Annotated in this window: 18 protein-coding genes; 15 read left to right on the top strand and 3 right to left on the bottom strand. The window is 46.3% G+C overall.

The annotated features are described in order from the left end of the window. Nucleotides 1-130: 130 nt before the first annotated feature. The 6 genes from ACMVP2_RS16940 (at nucleotide 131) to ACMVP2_RS16915 (ending at nucleotide 6,211) form a co-directional block, all read left to right on the top strand. The gene (locus tag ACMVP2_RS16940) at nucleotides 131-1,705 is read left to right on the top strand and encodes an N-acyl-D-amino-acid deacylase family protein (RefSeq protein ID WP_416864319.1); all 1,575 of its coding nucleotides are present in this window, start codon (nucleotides 131-133) and stop codon (nucleotides 1,703-1,705) included. 52 nt (nucleotides 1,706-1,757) lie between these two features. Next, nucleotides 1,758-2,324 (top strand): TetR/AcrR family transcriptional regulator, encoded by a 567-nt coding sequence (locus ACMVP2_RS16935; protein WP_416864318.1) that lies wholly within the window; start codon nucleotides 1,758-1,760, stop codon nucleotides 2,322-2,324. A 36-nt stretch (nucleotides 2,325-2,360) separates the two neighbouring features. Then, the gene (gene fabF / locus ACMVP2_RS16930) at nucleotides 2,361-3,617 is read left to right on the top strand and encodes a beta-ketoacyl-ACP synthase II (RefSeq protein ID WP_416864317.1); all 1,257 of its coding nucleotides are present in this window, start codon (nucleotides 2,361-2,363) and stop codon (nucleotides 3,615-3,617) included. Nucleotides 3,618-3,765: 148 nt separating this feature from the next. Next, the gene (locus tag ACMVP2_RS16925; protein WP_416864316.1) at nucleotides 3,766-4,128 is read left to right on the top strand and encodes a BlaI/MecI/CopY family transcriptional regulator; all 363 of its coding nucleotides are present in this window, start codon (nucleotides 3,766-3,768) and stop codon (nucleotides 4,126-4,128) included. Beyond that, nucleotides 4,125-5,648, top strand: coding sequence for a TonB family protein (locus ACMVP2_RS16920; RefSeq protein ID WP_416864315.1), 1,524 nt, complete (start codon nucleotides 4,125-4,127; stop codon nucleotides 5,646-5,648). Before ACMVP2_RS16925 ends, ACMVP2_RS16920 begins: the two co-directional genes overlap by 4 nt. 119 nt (nucleotides 5,649-5,767) lie before the next feature. Beyond that, nucleotides 5,768-6,211, top strand: a complete 444-nt coding sequence (locus tag ACMVP2_RS16915; RefSeq protein WP_416864314.1) for an NUDIX domain-containing protein — start codon at nucleotides 5,768-5,770, stop codon at nucleotides 6,209-6,211. A 51-nt stretch (nucleotides 6,212-6,262) separates the two neighbouring features. Here the strand turns inward: ACMVP2_RS16915 and ACMVP2_RS16910 are convergent, their stop codons facing one another. Together ACMVP2_RS16910 and ACMVP2_RS16905 are read right to left on the bottom strand one after the other, a co-directional pair. Continuing rightward, the gene (locus ACMVP2_RS16910; protein ID WP_416864313.1) at nucleotides 6,263-7,408 is read right to left on the bottom strand and encodes a serine hydrolase domain-containing protein; all 1,146 of its coding nucleotides are present in this window, start codon (nucleotides 7,406-7,408) and stop codon (nucleotides 6,263-6,265) included. A 9-nt stretch (nucleotides 7,409-7,417) separates the two neighbouring features. Then, complete coding sequence (locus ACMVP2_RS16905; protein ID WP_416864312.1) at nucleotides 7,418-8,038, bottom strand: hypothetical protein; 621 nt, start codon at nucleotides 8,036-8,038, stop codon at nucleotides 7,418-7,420. A gap of 179 nt (nucleotides 8,039-8,217) precedes the next feature. Here ACMVP2_RS16905 and ACMVP2_RS16900 point away from each other — a divergent pair, with 179 nt between their 5' ends. The 5 genes from ACMVP2_RS16900 (at nucleotide 8,218) to ACMVP2_RS16880 (ending at nucleotide 11,978) form a co-directional block, all read left to right on the top strand. Beyond that, the gene (locus tag ACMVP2_RS16900) at nucleotides 8,218-9,045 is read left to right on the top strand and encodes a LytR/AlgR family response regulator transcription factor (RefSeq protein WP_416864311.1); all 828 of its coding nucleotides are present in this window, start codon (nucleotides 8,218-8,220) and stop codon (nucleotides 9,043-9,045) included. 30 nt (nucleotides 9,046-9,075) lie between these two features. Continuing rightward, nucleotides 9,076-9,378, top strand: coding sequence for a DUF1330 domain-containing protein (locus tag ACMVP2_RS16895; RefSeq protein ID WP_339787393.1), 303 nt, complete (start codon nucleotides 9,076-9,078; stop codon nucleotides 9,376-9,378). A 34-nt stretch (nucleotides 9,379-9,412) separates the two neighbouring features. Next, complete coding sequence (locus ACMVP2_RS16890; RefSeq protein WP_416864310.1) at nucleotides 9,413-10,408, top strand: nucleoside hydrolase; 996 nt, start codon at nucleotides 9,413-9,415, stop codon at nucleotides 10,406-10,408. Between the two features lie 310 nt (nucleotides 10,409-10,718). After that, nucleotides 10,719-11,096 carry a hypothetical protein gene (locus ACMVP2_RS16885; RefSeq protein ID WP_416864309.1) on the top strand — a complete coding sequence of 126 codons (378 nt, stop codon included), beginning with the start codon at nucleotides 10,719-10,721 and terminating at the stop codon, nucleotides 11,094-11,096. Nucleotides 11,097-11,102: 6 nt separating this feature from the next. Then, nucleotides 11,103-11,978, top strand: coding sequence for a hypothetical protein (locus ACMVP2_RS16880; protein ID WP_416864308.1), 876 nt, complete (start codon nucleotides 11,103-11,105; stop codon nucleotides 11,976-11,978). A 42-nt stretch (nucleotides 11,979-12,020) separates the two neighbouring features. Here the strand turns inward: ACMVP2_RS16880 and ACMVP2_RS16875 are convergent, their stop codons facing one another. Next, complete coding sequence (locus tag ACMVP2_RS16875; RefSeq protein WP_416864307.1) at nucleotides 12,021-13,208, bottom strand: MFS transporter; 1,188 nt, start codon at nucleotides 13,206-13,208, stop codon at nucleotides 12,021-12,023. Nucleotides 13,209-13,445: 237 nt separating this feature from the next. On the opposite strand from ACMVP2_RS16875, the gene ACMVP2_RS16870 reads away from it, so the two are divergent. From ACMVP2_RS16870 to ACMVP2_RS16855, 4 genes are all read left to right on the top strand, one after another. Further along, nucleotides 13,446-14,165 (top strand): sulfotransferase family protein, encoded by a 720-nt coding sequence (locus ACMVP2_RS16870; RefSeq protein ID WP_416864306.1) that lies wholly within the window; start codon nucleotides 13,446-13,448, stop codon nucleotides 14,163-14,165. A 122-nt stretch (nucleotides 14,166-14,287) separates the two neighbouring features. Further along, entirely contained in the window at nucleotides 14,288-15,193 is a 906-nt protein-coding gene (locus tag ACMVP2_RS16865; RefSeq protein WP_339787407.1) for an aminotransferase class IV, read from the top strand. Nucleotides 15,194-15,281: 88 nt separating this feature from the next. Next, complete coding sequence (locus ACMVP2_RS16860) at nucleotides 15,282-16,505, top strand: hypothetical protein (protein ID WP_339787409.1); 1,224 nt, start codon at nucleotides 15,282-15,284, stop codon at nucleotides 16,503-16,505. Between the two features lie 114 nt (nucleotides 16,506-16,619). Beyond that, on the top strand, nucleotides 16,620-17,741 hold the full coding sequence (locus ACMVP2_RS16855) for an aspartate aminotransferase family protein (RefSeq protein WP_416864305.1): 1,122 nt from the start codon (nucleotides 16,620-16,622) through the stop codon (nucleotides 17,739-17,741). Nucleotides 17,742-17,802 lie beyond the last annotated feature (61 nt).

Genomic DNA, 17,802 nt, shown 5'->3' with positions numbered 1-17,802 from the left:
GAATCAGATAAATAGCCATCTTCGAGGTATTCTGGGAAATTAGCCGCTGCCAAGTTTCCAGTCATATAAGAATTGGTTAAAGTCAATGCCATTTTTTTGCAACTTCTATCATCAAAAAGCCAAACCCACTATGAAATATCTGTTATTAGGCCTATTCACAGGTGTTACTCTTTTTGCTGGCTGTCAGCAAAAAATGCCATACGATCTGGTCATTCTCAATGCCCGGGTGTACGACGGCCTCGGCAATGAGCCCATCCTCAGTGACATTGCCATCAATGGCGACACCATTGCCGCCATTGGAAAGCTAAAACACGGCGGTAAGGACACCATCGACGCCTCCGGCCTGGCGGTTGCTCCTGGCTTCATCGATCTTCACACACATATTGAGCGGCTGTTGCAAATTCCCTCGGCCTCCTCCCACCTAAGGCAAGGGGTCACGCTCACCCTGGGTGGCCCCGATGGCCGCAGCCCCTGGCCATTTCAACCCTATCTGGATTCACTTGCTGGAGTCAGATTAGGCCCCAATGTCGCCTACCTCGTGGGTCACAACACCGTAAGAAGCAACATCATGGGATTGGAGGACAGGCTGCCTACCCCAGCAGAACTCACCGCCATGAAAGCTCAGATTGACACGGCCATGCAGGCTGGTGCCTTTGGAATATCGACTGGCCTTAAGTACCTGCCAGGAGCATTTTCAACAGTGGACGAAGTCATTGCGCTATCAAAAGTTGCAGCGTCGTACGGCAGCATCTATACCTCACACCTCAGGGAGGAAGGCCTTGGACTGATTGAGGGGGTGCAGGAGGCCATTCAAATTGCGCAGGAAGCAACGATACCTGTTGTGCTCACTCATCACAAAGCCATTGGGCTCCCCATGTGGGGCGCCAGCGAAAAAACATTGGCCATGGTCGATTCTGCAAGGGCTATTGGCCTCGACGTGATGATGGACCAGTATCCATATACTGCCAGCCAAACAGGGATTTCGGTGCTCATTCCTGCATGGGCAATGGAAGGCGGGATTGAAAAATACAGAGCCCGGCTAAACGACAAAAAAACAAGATCGGACATAAAAGCCGGAGTGGAATTCAACATCCTTAACGACAGAGGAGGTGGAGATTTGAACAGGGTGCAGTTTGGCAGGGTTACCTGGAAGCCAGAGCTGGAAGGGAAAACCTTAAAGGACTGGGCTGAAATGGAAGGGCTCAAGCCTACCGTTTCCACTGGTGCCGAGCTCGTCATGAAAGCGCAGGAAAATGGTGGCGCCTCCTGCATTTTCCATGTCATCAGCGAAGAAGACGTGCAGCGGATCATGCAGCACCCTATGGTCATGGTAGCCAGCGATGGTTCGCTGGTTGAACCAGGAGATGGGCACCCCCACCCAAGGAGCTATGGCACTTTCCCCAGGGTGCTTGGTCACTATAGCCGGGAACTGGGAGTGATACCGATGCAGGAAGCCATCCGAAAAATGACCTCACTTCCGGCTGCCCGCCTGGGACTGACTCACAGGGGGAGCATTGCAGTTGGCAACTACGCCGACCTGGTCGTCTTCAACCCAGAAACCATCGCTGATAAAGCGACTTTTGAAAACCCGCATCAGTATCCTGAAGGCATTAGGTATGTGATTGTGAATGGAGTGATTTCTGTTAGCCCAGATGGTTCAATAAATCCAGGCGCTGGGAGGGTTCTGAAAAGGACCCGAAACTAATATGAGAAAACTTACGTTTGTAAACTTACTAATTAGTAAGTAAGTTTGCGTTGTGGCACGCCTTGATACACGTCAGCAGATACTGGATTTGGCTGAAGACCTCATCCGCAGCAAAGGATACAACTCCTTTAGCTACCACGAAATATCTCATAGGCTGGGTGTGAAAAATGCGGCTGTTCACTATCACTTCCCTACTAAAGAAGTGCTGGGCCTTGAAGTAATCAGGAGCGCCATACAGCGGTTCAAAGACTTTAAGGAAGAAACCGCCTCATTGTCGCTTGAGGAACAACTGGATGCCTTCATTGAAACCTATTCAATAAACTCAGAAAATGACAAAGTCTGTCTGGTGGGTGCCATCAGTGTTGAATTCTATGGGTTACCGGAGAATATGACGAATGTGATGAAGGGCCTTACCCTCCTTATTCATGACTGGGTCACCAATCTTTTGGCAATAGGGAAAGCTGAAGGTATGTTTGCGTTCGACTTGAAGCCCGAAACGAAGGCAACAATGATCATTACCAACCTTGCGGCGGGTGTGCAAATAGCCAGGCTCATGGGAAATGAAACTTTCAGTGATTTGATCAAGGGCATTAAAACCGATCTGGGATTAAACAAATAAACCATCTGAAATAAATATTAACGCTTACATACAACCATGCAACAGCCTCATAGAGTAGTTATTACAGGCCTTGGAGCCATCACCCCGCTTGGAAATACGGTCAAAGAATTCTGGGACGGCCTGGCCGCCGGAAAGTCTGGCGCTGCCAATATTACACGTTTTGATGCGTCAAAATTCAAGACTCGTTTTGCCTGTGAGGTCAAAGGTTTTGACCCCTTACAGTACATGGACAAAAATGAGGTTCGGAGGAATGACCTGTTTTCTCAATATGCCATTGCGGCATCCGAGCAAGCCCTTGCCGATTCAGGCATTCTTGCATTCTCCGACCTCAACAAAGACAAAGTGGGAGTAATCTGGGCATCAGGAAACGGCGGACTGCTCACGTTACAGGAGAATATCTCAGAATTCGCCCTTGGCGATGGCACACCAAGGTTCAATCCATTTTTAGTTCCAAAAATGATTGTCGACATCGCCTCCGGTATAATTTCCATAAGAAATGGACTTCGGGGGCCAAACTTCACTACCGTTTCAGCGTGCGCAAGTTCCAACACAGCTCTTATTGACGCCTTCAACTACATCCGATGGGGCAAAGCAGTGGCGTTTGTCACAGGTGGCTCAGAAGCTGCAATCAACGAAACTGGGGTAGGTGGCTTTGGTGCCATGAAGGCGCTCTCTACCAGAAACGAAAGCCCGGAAACAGCCAGTCGTCCTTACGATACCGACCGTGATGGATTCGTCATCGGCGAAGGAGCGGGAGCGCTGATCCTTGAAAGCCTGGAGCATGCACAGAAGCGTGGAGCTAAAATCTATGCGGAAATCGTGGGCGGTGGCATGTCAGCCGATGCCTACCACCTCACGGCCACCCACCCAGAAGGAGAAGGAGCCGCTCTGGGCATGAGGGCAGCGCTGGAAGATGCCGAGATAGGCCCTGACGCCATCGACTATATCAATACGCACGGAACCTCAACCGGCGTGGGTGACCCAAGTGAGCTGAGGGGTATTGTTTCCGTTTTTGGAGAACACACCAGTAAGATGAACATTAGTTCCACCAAATCGATGACAGGGCATGCACTTGGTGGTGCCGGAGCTATCGAGGCACTGGCAGGAATCATGGCCATTCAAAAACAACTCGTGCCACCCACAATCAACATCCAAAACCTGGATCCCGGCTTACCGCAAGGCCTGAACCTCACAGTAGGCAAGGCGCAATCCAGGAAAGTGGACTATGTGATGAGTAATACTTTCGGATTTGGGGGGCACAATGCAACGGTGATTTTGAAAAGGTTCAGCTAGTAAACTAGAGCAATCGAAAATTTGAAGGCATCCCGATTGGGGTGCCTTTTTTGCTTTTACCCACCGAAAAAATATTTACACTTTACTATTTGAATTTTAAAACTAATCGATTAGTTTTATTCTTAATTGATTAGTTTTAAAATCTAGCATGAAGGAATTAGCGAGAGTAGAAGAGCAGATAATGAAAATATTCTGGGCCTTAAAAAAGGGCTTGGTAAAAGATGTGTTGGAGAAAATGCCCGATCCAAAACCTGCTTACAATTCGGTGCTGACGACAGTGCGTATTCTGGAGAAAAAAGGGTTCCTCTCGCACAAGGCTTATGGAAAGACCCACGAGTATTTCCCTCTTGTAAGCAAAGAAAAGTATACCGTTTTCTACCTCAACAACTTCCTGAAAGGTTACTTCAATGGCTCATTTGAGGGACTTGTCTCCTTTTTCGTCAAGGAAAACAACCTCTCCGAAGAAGAAATAGAAAAATTAATGGAGGAGGCTAAAAATCAACAAGAATGAAAGACTACGCATCATACCTCGCACAGGTAAACATTGGGCTGTTACTATTTGGACTCGCCTATATCGTCTTTCTTCAAAAGGAACAAGCTTTTCTTCTGAAACGATTTTTGATCCTGCTATTGCTTCTAGCGGCGGCTTTATTGCCCCTTCTCTCCTTCGACACCGCCCTGCCAATAGCCACCAAAGCTACTCAGCTCAACGGGTATTATTTGCCGCCCTTTTTGCTTTCCGCCGAAAAAGCAGAAGTAGCGACCACCACCAACTCGGCAGATATACTCACTGTTGTCCTCTGGCTCTATTGGATCGTAACCTCTGTCTTTTTCATTGTGTTTTTATTCAGACTGGTGACCTTACTCCGACGCTCTTTTGCTATTCCTGTGACAAGAAAAATAGGTCCGGTGAAAGTTCATGAAGCAGATAGCATTGAATATGCTTTTTCATTTTTTAACCATATTTTCATTGGGCACCTGTCAACCCTGGACGATTCGGCCAGAAATAAAATTATCGACCACGAGCTAGTCCACTGCAAAGAGTGGCATAGCCTGGACATCCTGCTAGTTGAGCTGCTGCAAATATTCTGCTGGTTCAATCCGGCTGCCTACCTATTCAAACAAAGGCTGGTCGAAACACATGAGTACAGAGCGGATCAATTATCTGTTGAAAAAGGCAACAAGCAGGCGTACTGTAGTCTCATTGCGGCACTGGCACTAAACGGTGCAGGTTACTCGATTGCCAACCACTTCAACAAATCCTTAACACTAAAAAGAATTGCCATGATCAAGTCAAATAAAACAAAAACAAGCTGGTGGAAGCCGGCGGCCATTGTTCCTGTAGCTTTGGCGTTCTTTATCGCCGTTTCGTGCGACCAACAACCTGCTGCTGAGGCCGTCGATGACATCGAAATTACTAACGAGGCCGCCAAAGAGGAAACATTCACAATAGTTGAAGATCTTCCTGCCTTTCCCGGTGGCATGGAAAGCCTCTACCAGTTTTTTGGTGAGAATTTGACTTATCCGGCCGGGGCTAAAAAGGCTGGCGTGGAGGGAAAAGTGCTGGTGGAGTTTGTGGTAGACAAAGATGGCACAATGACCAATGCGACGGTGATAGAAGGGATTGGAAATGGCTGCGATGAGGAAGCCCTGCGAGTGATCAACGCCTCCCCAAAATGGACGCCCGCCATGCAGAGAGGAAAAAAGGTAAGAACAAGGGTGATTCTTCCAATCTATTTTTCGCTCGGCTCGGCTGTGGCGACAGAGATCCCTTCAGTGCCTACCTTGGTTGGCGATCCATTGGAAGTAGCAATTAAAAAAACCAAGAATAAAAATGGACAAACTGTGATTACCGGAGTAGTAAAAACGGATGATGGCGAAGGCATACCCGGCGCAAACATCATCTTTGCCGGAACAACCATTGGCACTGTATCTGATCTCGACGGTACATTTAAGCTCGTAACTGAAGCCGAAAGTGGCGATCTGATCGTTTCATTCGTAGGGTTTAAAACTCAGAAAACTGCTTTCTAATTATTCCCATGCTGTAAAATTGACATTGCCAGACAACAGAGAATAGACAGTTATTTTTGGATACTTTGAATTTGTGCCCACAACTTTGAGTGGGCATAATTCATTATCAATAGTTCAACATGAAACAATACCCTGAACCAACGGTTGGTGCTATCATCTTCAACCCCGAGAACAAAGTCTTGCTATGTAAGTCAAAGAAATGGGGAGACAAATATGTTTTCCCCGGCGGTCACATAGAGCTTGGAGAAAAAATGGAAGATGCGCTGGTAAGAGAAGTAAAAGAGGAAACCGGACTTGACATCTCTGATATCCAACTCATCAGCCTGCAGGAGGCCGTTTATAGCGACACATTTGAAGCCCAAAAGCACTTTATATTTATCGATTTCCTTTGCAAAACCAACTCCTCGGACGTGGTTTTGAACGACGAAGCGGAAGAGTTTGAATGGGTGTCACTGGAAGAAATTGAAAGCTATGACCTGGGCGGATTTACAAGGCGGTTTTTTGAGGAATTGAAAGCAGAACACTCCACATTCAAGGTAAATCTGCTCTACAATTACATATAGACACTGAGAACGATGAAAAGCTGACCCTCACAGTATTGGGGCCAGCCTTTTTTATTGTTTCATCAGTATATCGAAAAGAAACTGCTTTCTCGAAGGGCCATTTCGGTTTCTGAAAAATACGCCTACGGCGTCGTGTTCAACAAAATAAAGCAGGAGCGATTCCATGCCCACTTCGCCACCGCTGTGCCCAAAGGCGTCGCCATAGGCAGTATTCTTCCAGTAGCTCAACCCAAGGGTGTATCCGCAAACTCCTTCGTCGATAGCATCCGGTCCGCAGGGAACAAACATCATCTCGCTGAGCGACTCCGCTGTCAGCAATCCTCCGGCGAAGAGCCCACGGGCAAACGCAGTAAGGTCTTGCACAGTGCTCACCACGCCTCCTTCCGGAGTGCCTATCACGCCGTCGTCATATTTCGACGATTCAATCAGCACACCCTTGCCACTCAGGTCTACATAGTTCTTGGCCCGGCGGGGGTTCCTAAAGTCAACCATGTACGTGTCCGTCAAACCGAGAGGGTCAATCACTTTCTCTTTTACCACAGCTTCAAACGGCTTTTTGGTTACCTCCGCAATTATCCAACCCAGCATCACATAACCCGAATTGCTGTAGTTCCACCCCTCTCCCGGAAAAAAATCCGCCTTCTTGCCGTAGTTATACTTCCGCAATGCCTCCTTTGCCGAACGCTTAATGGACGACGGGTCATTCATCATGTCAAGAATATACGCTTGCATGTAGTAGTAATCCGGTACACCAGCCGTATGGTTCAATAGCTGCCTCACCGTCATTACGTCAACATGTTCAATGTTACCTTTCAGCTGCGGCAAATAGGTGCTCACCTTTTCGTCGATGTCAATTTTTCCTTCCTCCTGAAGCAACAGCACTGTGGCTGCAGTAAACATTTTGGAAATACTGCCGATCTGAAACTGGTGGCAAGTCTGCATAGCAGTACCATTTTCCAGGTCGGCTTGCCCAACGGCCCCAGCCCAGGTATTCCCGGGCTGGCTGATCATGGCCACCACACCCGGACTACCAGTTTCAAGCCAGTATTCTTTAAGCAATGATTCATAAAAAGTCGCATTCGGCACTTCATAGGCACTCGTGTTGCAATCCGACACCTCAGGGCCTGGAGCCACCTCTCCTGTGCAGGAATTAAGCAGCAGGCTAGTAGAAAAAATTAAAAAATTGGTGGGTTTCATTGTAGTACATTAAAAGTTGGAGGAAAAAGGAATTCTTGCTCCTATGTGGAGCAAATGGTGGGGGAAAACAGGTGTATACTGATTTCGCACCAGCTCGGCGATCGTTTGGGTTTCGGCAAAAACAGCCATGTTCAGGTTCGAACGTTTGCCCAGATTGTAGCCAATGCCCAGGGAGCCTGTGAGAAGCCACGGTGAATAAAATGCATGATGCTCTCTGGTGAACGTTCCGTCGCCGTTGTCTTTGTAACCGGTTTGAGCCATCAGGTTAACTGCCTTCCCAGCCCCCAATGAGAAATGAGCTTCGAAGCCTCCTTTGGTGGCGATGCGGATTGTGGGTGCCGTCGACACCATCCAGGAATTTTGCATGCGCTTGTGCACATACCAACCCAGGTTGACATCCTGACCGACGCCAAAAATACCTTTGGTAAAGTAACTCCACTCCGTGCCCACCCTTAAGCCATACGACAATGAAGGGTTGGGCACGCCCGACAGGCTATGACCAAATCCCTGGCAAAGCACACTAACTTTTAGCGACGGCAGTTGCTGAGCTTCTGTTGCATGCCGGCAACCCATAATGGCGAGCAACAGGCAACTGATCAAAAGCATCTTTCTTTTTAAGTTCCGTTTCATTCTGCTGAGTTTTTTTTGACAGTGCGTTGTACGTCACAAAAGTACATCCGTTAGCTTGTTACGGCCTTTTTAAGAATGAAAGAACAAATTGAGCGCCCGAAATGACCGTTTAGGCACCTGAAAGAACAGTCCGAAAAATCCCAACAAACAGATTTAGCGAAAAACTATATTTGTGAAATATGGAGCATCGTTCACATCGCTACCAGGACAAGTGGCTTTGGCTGCTTGTCCCCTTCTTTGGGGTGCTTTACCGCCATACAGGCGAGACGGCGTCGCTCAAAGACCTGCTCAGCACCCCTATTTACTACCTCGACGTAGCCACCGCCATATTGGTGATCGGCATTATTTTTACAGTCACAAGGGCAACCATAGTACACCTCGACAGAAGAGTGGCCTGGGAGGATCAAACTGCGCTTCGGGGCTTTATCCAGGGGTTTGTTGTGTACGGGTTTACTGTGCTGCTAACTGTGCTGGTGAGCTTTTTCTACAACGAATTCTTCATGACCAGACCACCTGAGTTCAACGTCGCCATTGTCTTTGCTTACGATGTGCCTTTTGCGTGCCTCATGGTCACCATCATTCAAATGGCCTACGGTCTGCTCTATATGAGGGCACATTATGAGGCGAGGCTTGAGCAAAAAGCAGGAACCCAGGAAACAAATACCGTGTCCAGAAAGACGATTTTAGCCAACTTTGGAAAAACCAAAGTCCCTCTGGCCTCTTCAAGTATTGCTTACGTGCACAAGGTGGGCGACTTCAATGCGCTGCAAACCTTCGAAGGCAAAGAATACACTTTAGACGACACGCTCGACCAATTGGAACAATGGCTGGAAAAAACTGATTTTTTCAGAATCAACCGGCAGTGTATCGCTCAGCGGAGAGCCATCGTCTCTATGAAAAATGACCCAACGGGTAAAGTGCTGTTAAAACTATCGCCGAGTCCGCCGGAAGAGATCACTGTCAGTAGGAAAAAAGCGCAAGAATTCAGAAGTTGGATGGAGCAATAGAAAACTTTTAGCCGAGCCTATTAAAAACGCATGCTATACCTCACCCAACTTATCTACATCAAAGAAGGAAAGGAAGATATCTTCAATCAATTTGAAGCCATCGCCATTCCACGAATACCCATCTACAATGGGAAACTGCTTTTCAGGCTACGTCCCTCAAAGGAGTGCTATATCGACATTGCGATAGAAGAACCCTACGAAATTCACTATGTAAGCTTCGAATCACAAACCGACTTCGAGGCATATATGAAAGACGAGGAAAGAAAGAAATTCCTGCACCTGAAGGAAGAGTCGATCAAGTCTGTGACTTTGATAAAAGGAGAGAAACTCTAGAGTGAAAGTTAGCAGTATATTGTAGCAAAAAAAGATGAAGAATTTCAGTCTGTTAACTGCAGTAGTCGTTCTCCTTGGCGGTGCCGCTTGCGATGATAAAGCCAAAACCCAGACAGAACCCGTTCAATTGATCTTCGACACGGACTTTGGGCCGGACTACGATGATGTCGGAGCGATCACAGTTCTCCATGCATTGGCCGACAGTGGCCAGGTGAACATCCTGGCTACCGTTGCTAGCTGTAGCCACCCGAACGCAGCTGCGGCCATTGACGTATTCAACACTTACTTTGGAAGGCCAGGCTTGCCCATCGGCGTTCCTAAAGGCCCATCGGTAGCCGACACCGACAAACAGCACTGGACCGATTCGGCAACTGCTAATTACCCCCACCGGCTACAGTCAAATGACGAAGCACCAGACGCAGTGGAGGTCTACCGCAAGGTATTGGCAGCGCAACCCGACGGCAGTGTGACCGTCGTTACGGTGGGGTTCTTCACTAATCTCGCCAACCTCCTCAACTCGGCTCCCGACCAATTCAGCGACCTGACCGGCAAGCAGCTTGTTGCCAAAAAGGTGAAGCAGCTGGTAAGTATGGCAGGGTGGTTTCCAACCGGGGCGGAATACAACGTAAAAAGAGATCCCATCGCATCGATGCAGGTGATGGAAGAGTGGCCGACGCCCATCCTTCTTAGCGGATTTCACATCGGGCAAAAAATAAAAACCGGACTTCCGCTGATCAATAACGCAGCTATCAAAAACAGCCCCGTAAAAGATGTCTTTCGCATTTCTATTCCATTAGATCCACAAGACTCAGCAGGGCGCATGAGCTGGGATCAGACGGCAGTATTGGTAGCTGTAAAAGGCTACGACCCCTACTACAGCATTGAAACCGGCCACATGTCGGTCGACTCAACCGGCACCAACACCTGGGACACAAGTGGTAAGGACCATGCCCGCCTGGTGGAGAAAATGGAGGTGCACAAAGTCAACAAGTTGATTGATGACTTGATGATGTATCAGCCGAAAAAGTAAAAAGTAGCATTTGAAGCAAATATTAGGCTTATCAAGGCCACCTTTCCAACTAAAATAAAGTGCCGAACAAATACTGCCTTTTTGAAAGAAACTTAAGCTAAATTTAGGTTCGGTTATGAAAATTGTCTTTTACCTATTATTATCAGGAAGTTTTTAATTTAAAACAGCAAGTGAAAAGCACTTATTAGGAGAAATGAAAATTGACAATCTCATTTTTTACTCGATTAATACATTTCTTTCGTACTGGATTAACGAGAACTTTTATAATAATCACTTCGTATGGTGCGCTCCGGTGTTTGATCCATCGGCGTTGGAAAAAAATCACAAATTCAGCAAAATTCCTCCTAGTTCCTCGCCTGCAAATATCTACAAAAGATACCTGGAAGATATCGCCAATATCGATCTGCATAGCTCCAAAATCGATGAAAATAAAACTGGTCTTAAAAAAGGCGCAGGTATCAATTTTGATAACGGCACAATCAGTGATATGGAGCTCGCAAGGATTTTAAAAATTATTGACAGCGCATCAATAAATGACTTTCGACCGTTAGTCTACATAATTCCTTATTCAGGAATTAGACACAAAGTAAAATTAGTTGATGTAGATTTAGCCGCAAATCCGATGAGTATCGAATTTCAGATTCCAGAGCTCAAAAGTGCTGAGTTTGACGTGATTCAATTTAAATAAAGTGTTATGGTTGCAACGGAAAATAACATCGAAGATTACATAGGCGCAATTTCCAGACTTTTTAATTTTGCATCTAGCAAAAGGTACAAGATAGTTCAGCCTACTATCAATACTTCTGATGAAATTGGCAAATTATCTTCAGAGATCAATGATGAGATTATTGATAAAATTGGGATAAACATTTTCAAAACAGTGGATTTTTTTGATATCCTCAAATACGAAAATGAACTAAATAAAACCTTTACTGATTTTTCTGACAAGAATATAATCTCTTCAGAAGAAATAGAAGATGAAGTAACTTTGCTCAGATCGTACAAGCCGATGAGCAAATCGTACTTCAGTGAGAACAAATACACTATTAGTAATAAGCTCGACTCAACATTGGCTGGAAAATTACCTATTACGACACCTACTATATTATCTTCAGCGAAGCATCCAGATCATTTACACGTCATAGAAGATGGCGATATGAGGAGCAACTATTTTGCTACGTCCCTGGCTTCCAATAAAGTTTTAATCTATCACTTGGCGGAAAATCAAGAAAACAAATCGATTCTCGAAATTCAACAAGTCCTAGCATTTAGTGCATTAAAATACAAAGAGCTTTTATCAAATCCTACTCGACTTTTTCTTGGGATACTAGATGAATACGGCGTGGATCTCACACTAAACAATGTCACCAGAAGATTCTTTAAATTCGTTAAACTAATGCATGAGGAAATTGATGGAAGTTTGAAAATTTTCGAAGCAAAAAATATAGGGAAAGATGACTTTTCAATTCAGTTTCAATTAATGAAAAAAGAGTTTGGAATAGTTGTTCAATTTGCGTACGGCATAAACTCCACGCAGTATACCAAAGAAGTTTTAAAGCAATTCCGCTAAGCTACAAAGGCTTTTTGCCCTACAGTTTTGTGATGATTGACACTAAGCCCTTTGTATGGTCTTACTCATCGACGTAATCACAGCCACCAGGCTCCCAATAACAGCGATGAACAGGAAAGATGCACGCAAGCTACTGGCCTCGGCAATAAACCCAATGAGAGGCGGGCCCAAAAGAAATCCAAGAAAAGAAATTGAGCTCACCATGGTCAGTGCCATGCCTGCCGACATGGTTTTAGATTTACCAGCCACTGAATAGGCAAGCGGCACCACAGAAGATACGCCAAAGCCAACCAGAAGAAACCCGATAAGGGCAGTAGCAAAATAAGGCAGGGCTACGGCGAAAATCAGTCCGCTGGCAATAAGAATACCACTGCCTTTCAACACCGTGCCTATTCCAAATCTATTTGTGAGCCGGTCGGAGATAAACCGACCCCCTGCCATGGTCATCATAAAAGCACTAAAACCCAGCGGCACCCATGCCTCCGGGGCTTCCACTACCTTTTTGAAGTAAACACCACTCCAGTCGAACATACAACCTTCGCTCATCATACCACACATGGCAATGAGTCCAATTTTCACAAGGGTTCCGTCAGGTTTTACCCATTTGAACTTGCCAGTGTTCCGGTTAACATCTTCTTTGAGGGTGTGTGGGTAGTTAATTGATAGAATTACTACTACCAGTGCCAACATGATCAGATAGTGCACCTGAGGCTCTATCCCAAGCGCCACCATCAACGTGCCAATGCCCGCTCCGGTGAAGCCCGCCAGGCTCCACGTGCCGTGAAATGAAGCCATAATGGTTCGCCCGTAATGCGTCTGAACCCCGATGGCTTGGGTATTCACAGCGATATTCACCGTATTCCCAAAAAAACCATAAATGAAGAGCCCGACACTTAGCATAGCCACACTGGATGAAAAACCAAGAAAAGGCAAAGTGAGAGCGTACCCAAGTGTTGCAACCAGCACCACCAGGCGGCTGCCTAGCTTATCGATAATGACTCCGGAAAATGGTAACGAAGCAAGAGAGCCCAACGGCAAAATCAGCAGCACCCCACCAAGAGCTGCTTCGCTAAGTCCCAGTTTAAGCTGAATATCGGGAATCCTCGCTGCCCAGCTGGAAAAGTTAAGACCGTGCACAAAAAAGATAGAAGCCACGGCAATGCGAAGCCTTGTTTTATTCAAAATTACAGAGGAAGTTTGGTCGGTCATATCCATGAGGATCAACGTCATTGAGTTAAGAGGTTAGCGGTCGATATCACCTTTCTAACCCCAACCCTAAAGGGAGAACCCAATGTTAATTGAGCCCTTTAGGGAATGCAAGGGTAAAATGCTCTTAACTCAATGGTATGCAAAAATCATCAAACTGATGCACGCATGAAAGCTTAAAAGGGTATTTATCATCGAAACCGATTGTATTACTACCATTTACACCCAAATCAAAATATATTCGCTTTTCATCATCAGTCTATGACGCTTCGCATTTCAGTTTGGTCCGGCCCACGCAATGTTTCCACCGCTTTGATGTACTCTTTCGCTCAGCGCCCCGACACTGCTGTGGTGGATGAGCCTTTATATGGTTACTACTTAAAAACGACGGGGTCGGAGCATCCGGGGAAAGATCATTTGCTGGAAGTGCTGGAAAAAAACCCCGACAAAATTATCTCCAAAACAATCCTGGGCTTTAATGATAAACCGGTCTACTTTATCAAAAACATGTGCCACCACCTCGTTGGCCTCGATGAATCGTTTCTTGATGAGTTGGTCAATCTGTTTCTCATTCGTGACCCCAGGGAAATGCTTCCGTCGCTTGTCAATCAGCTGCCGCACCCTGTGCTACGTGATACCGGGCTGGACAAGCAACTAGAGCTCTTTAAGAAACTAAAAGCCGCAGGCAAAGAAACATTCATTTTCGATTCAAAAGACCTTCTGCTTAACCCAGAAGGGATGCTCAGAGCGTTTTGCAGCTTTGTTGGTATCCCGTTTTACAAACAAATGCTGGCGTGGGAAGCTGGAGCAAGGCCGGAAGATGGAGCCTGGGCTCCCTATTGGTACCACAACGTGCACAAGTCGACTGGTTTCGCCCAGTACACACCTAAAAATGAAAAGATAAAACCTGAACTACAGCCTCTGATGGATGAAAGCATTGAACTATATGAAGAGCTTTACAAAAGTGCTGTCAAAGTGTAAATTACACCAAAAAACACCCGGCAGGCCTTGAACAATTCGTCATTTATCCCTTGTCCTTAACTAATTACCTTTTAGTCCACCTGCCCATTATCGAATAACCTTTAACCAACAACTTTCTTCCCATGGATCCAAAATTACCTAACCCGAAAAACAACGACATCAAAGTATATATCAATGGCCAGTTTTATGCCCGTGAAGACGCCAAAGTGTCTGTGTTTGACAGCGTGGTGCAGGGCGGCGATTCCGTTTGGGAAGGCTTGAGAGTGTATGACGGGAAAGTGTTTATGCTGGACGAACACCTCGAAAGATTGGTCAACTCAGCCAAAGCAATGGCTTTTACGGGTACTCCATCGAAAGAGGAAGTGAAAAAGGCTGTGGTAGAAACGCTGAAAGTGAATGGCATGATGAACGATGCGCATATCAGGCTGACCCTCACCAGAGGCAAAAAGATTACCTCCGGCATGAATCCAAAATTGAACCAATATGGCCCCACGCTCATCGTGCTGGCTGAATGGAAGGCGCCTATATACACAACGGAGCAAGGTTTGACCTTGATTACGTCCTCCATCCGCCGCAACTCCCCGCAGTGCCTCGACTCCAAAATCCACCACAACAACCTTATCAATAATATCCTGGCGAAAATAGAAGCTAACCATGCTAATTGCGATGGCGCTGTGATGCTTGACCTGAATGGCTATGTGAGCGAGACCAATACCACCAATATTTTCTTTGTGAAAAAAGGGGAGCTTATCACTCCGTTCGCTGATTTCTGCCTTCCAGGCATCACAAGAGCACTCATGCTCGAACTGGCTGATAGAAATGGAGTGAAATGGAAAGAGAAGAACGTGACCATTGCCGAAATGTACACCATGGACGAGATGTTCACCACTGGCACAGAGGGTGGATTGGCAGCGGCAGTTGAAGTGGATGGAAGGCAGATTGGCGATGGAAAAGTAGGGCCTGTGACCAAACAGTTCCAGAAATGGCATGAGGAAGAGACGAAAAAAAGAGGGGTTGTAATTGGTTAACTTCGCATAAACCGTAGAATATTTATTCTCCACTTCCTACCAAACTCAATCATTGGACGTCTTATATTTAAATTAAATGAGATGCCTTATGAGAAAACTGGCTACACTTCTGTCTATTTTCGGCTTTATTGCTTTATCCTCATGCCAGCAGGAAGATCTTTTGGATGTACCTCTTCGCCCCTCTTACCTTGTCGGTTACCCAAAAGAGTCTGGCATTGACATAGGGTTCATTAGTCGTAGTGGTCTCCTGCCGGGAGCGCTCAGTTCACTTCCCGTCAAAGGAAACAAACCAGACTCTTACGACATCTTTGTTTCTACAGATGCAAAAGCTGAATTCACAAGGGTATCCACGCTGTTCACAGACGGGACCCGGCTTTCTATTGAGAATTTAACCAATGGCACACCTTATTATGTCACGGTAGCGGGAAATAAAAAAGGACTGGCTTCCGTCCAGTATGACACCATTATGGTGGTTCCTTCTAAACCCAAACTACTTACAAAGGGCTCCTGGGTTTACGACCATGCCGAAAACATCTCGTTCTCACCGACGACGGACAGTGCGGCTTATATTACTCGATATATCTATAGCAATTGGCGTAATACGCCTGACCTATATATTTTCCCTTATTACACAAACGAACCACGCCGGATAGAACACAATGTAAAGGAATGCGAGTGGTCACCTTCCGGCAGACTTATTGCTTTTTCCAGAAGGCTTGACGCCAATGATCCTTCAGGAAAGGATCTCCAGCTATCAGTTTACGATCTCGGCAAAGACACTACTATCAATTTGCCGGTTTTCTCCACGACTTTAGGTTCTATGACATTTTCACCCAACGGTGAATGGATTTACTACATTGACGGCGATGAAAATGAAAATGATCTGGTTTGGCGAATTAAAATAGATGGAAGCTTCAAAGAACCAGTCATTGGAAGGCAAAGCTTTGCTCTAGAGAAGTCATCCAATTTCGTGATTGACAAAATTACCCTCAGCCCACACAATGAGGAGGTGTATTTTTCCGGCAGTGAAAATAATTACCAGGTTATATATAGGCACAGTTTAAAATCTAAAACTTCTCAAATTCTGTTTGATGATCCCTGGTCTTCTTACTCTCCGAGCATTTCACCAGACGGTCAAAAGCTAGCCTTTTTTTCCACAAGAAGCGGGGCGACGGAAGTTTGGACTTACGACCTCTCACAAAGCAGCTTCAAACAGAGAACCGGGAGCCCTCTAGGGGGGTGGTATGGGCTTGAGATTGAGTGGGTAACAAACTCCGAATTGAACATAGGAAACAGTCGATTGCAGCTTTAAAACGACACTCGAATTCCAGAGACCGAAATCTTTGCGCAGAGGTACAAAACCGTCCAAATTTCTTAAGGTTAATCAGCCGTTTTTTTCATCTTTGCTGCCTTATTCTCAAGCAAAATGAAACTATTCGACGTTTACCCTCTTTTCGACATCACGCCGGTAAAAGCGCAGGGCTCCTGGCTATGGGACAACAAAGGCGACAGATACCTTGACCTTTACGGAGGTCATGCGGTCATTTCCATCGGCCATTCCCATCCGCACTACGTGGAGAGGTTAAGCGAGCAACTTTCGAAAATTTCATTTTACTCTAACAGCATCAAGAACCCCCAGCAGGAGGAGCTGGCAGAAAAGCTGGGCAATATGTCTGGTTATCCTGACTATCAGCTTTTCCTTTGCAACTCAGGCGCTGAGGCCAATGAGAATGCATTGAAGCTGGCTTCGTTCGTCACCGGCAAAAGGAAGGTCATTGCGTTTGACAAGGCCTTCCATGGTCGCACATCCGGTGCGGTGGCTGCCACCGATAATCCGAAGATCGTGGCACCATTCAATGCGGGGCACGACATCGTTTTTTGTCCCCTCAACGATGAGCAAGCTTTCACCGAAGCGCTGGATGGCGACGTCGCTGCGGTGATCATAGAAGGCATCCAGGGCGTTGGTGGCATCCGTATGCCGAACGACTCATTCCTGCAGTTTATAGACAAGAAGTGTAAGGAGAAAGGATGCATTCTCATTCTAGATGAAATTCAATGTGGCTATGGCCGCACCGGCAAATTCTTTGCTCATCAGTACGCAGGCATCCAACCTCACATCATTACCACTGCCAAAGGGATGGGCAACGGCTTTCCTGTGGGAGGCGTGCTCATTCACCCTGACATCAAACCATGGAGTGGCATGCTGGGCACGACATTTGGCGGCAACTACCTGGCAGCCGTGGCTTGCCTGGCCGTGCTTGAGGTAATGGAAAGCGAGAAATTAATGAACAATACCCTTTCTCTCGGCAGCCAATGGATCAAAGAAATCCAGGCACTTGTCGGCCCTCAAAATGTGAGGGGTAGAGGCCTTATAATAGGATTTGACTTACCTGACACGAAAACAACGGTGAGAAAGGACTTACTGGTAAAGCATCACATATTTACAGGTGAAGCAAAACCCAATACCATTCGTCTTCTCCCCTCTCTGGCATTAAAAGTTGAAGAAATCGATCTGTTCAATGAGGCATTAAAGGTGGAGCTGTCCTGAAAGTGCTGGCAAACTTCATTAAAAACGGATAGTTGGTCTATTAGCAAAACAATAGCTGAGG

Origin of the sequence: Imperialibacter sp. (assembly GCF_048007035.1) — a bacterium.
Classification (GTDB): Bacteria; Bacteroidota; Bacteroidia; order Cytophagales; family Cyclobacteriaceae; genus Imperialibacter.
This window is presented reverse-complemented; position numbering and strand designations above follow the sequence as displayed.

What these genes read in the sequence shown, in the direction of transcription:
- ACMVP2_RS16880 (WP_416864308.1), top strand. Translation starts at nt 11,103, where the DNA reads ATGGTTGCAACGGAAAATAACATCGAAGATTACATAGGCGCAATTTCC.
- ACMVP2_RS16855 (WP_416864305.1), top strand. Translation starts at nt 16,620, where the DNA reads ATGAAACTATTCGACGTTTACCCTCTTTTCGACATCACGCCGGTAAAA.
- fabF (WP_416864317.1), top strand. Translation starts at nt 2,361, where the DNA reads ATGCAACAGCCTCATAGAGTAGTTATTACAGGCCTTGGAGCCATCACC.
- ACMVP2_RS16870 (WP_416864306.1), top strand. Translation starts at nt 13,446, where the DNA reads ATGACGCTTCGCATTTCAGTTTGGTCCGGCCCACGCAATGTTTCCACC.
- ACMVP2_RS16865 (WP_339787407.1), top strand. Translation starts at nt 14,288, where the DNA reads ATGGATCCAAAATTACCTAACCCGAAAAACAACGACATCAAAGTATAT.
- ACMVP2_RS16940 (WP_416864319.1), top strand. Translation starts at nt 131, where the DNA reads ATGAAATATCTGTTATTAGGCCTATTCACAGGTGTTACTCTTTTTGCT.
- ACMVP2_RS16875 (WP_416864307.1), bottom strand. Translation starts at nt 13,208, where the DNA reads ATGACGTTGATCCTCATGGATATGACCGACCAAACTTCCTCTGTAATT.
- ACMVP2_RS16910 (WP_416864313.1), bottom strand. Translation starts at nt 7,408, where the DNA reads ATGAAACCCACCAATTTTTTAATTTTTTCTACTAGCCTGCTGCTTAAT.
- ACMVP2_RS16860 (WP_339787409.1), top strand. Translation starts at nt 15,282, where the DNA reads ATGAGAAAACTGGCTACACTTCTGTCTATTTTCGGCTTTATTGCTTTA.
- ACMVP2_RS16920 (WP_416864315.1), top strand. Translation starts at nt 4,125, where the DNA reads ATGAAAGACTACGCATCATACCTCGCACAGGTAAACATTGGGCTGTTA.
- ACMVP2_RS16915 (WP_416864314.1), top strand. Translation starts at nt 5,768, where the DNA reads ATGAAACAATACCCTGAACCAACGGTTGGTGCTATCATCTTCAACCCC.
- ACMVP2_RS16900 (WP_416864311.1), top strand. Translation starts at nt 8,218, where the DNA reads ATGGAGCATCGTTCACATCGCTACCAGGACAAGTGGCTTTGGCTGCTT.
- ACMVP2_RS16890 (WP_416864310.1), top strand. Translation starts at nt 9,413, where the DNA reads ATGAAGAATTTCAGTCTGTTAACTGCAGTAGTCGTTCTCCTTGGCGGT.
- ACMVP2_RS16895 (WP_339787393.1), top strand. Translation starts at nt 9,076, where the DNA reads ATGCTATACCTCACCCAACTTATCTACATCAAAGAAGGAAAGGAAGAT.
- ACMVP2_RS16905 (WP_416864312.1), bottom strand. Translation starts at nt 8,038, where the DNA reads ATGAAACGGAACTTAAAAAGAAAGATGCTTTTGATCAGTTGCCTGTTG.
- ACMVP2_RS16925 (WP_416864316.1), top strand. Translation starts at nt 3,766, where the DNA reads ATGAAGGAATTAGCGAGAGTAGAAGAGCAGATAATGAAAATATTCTGG.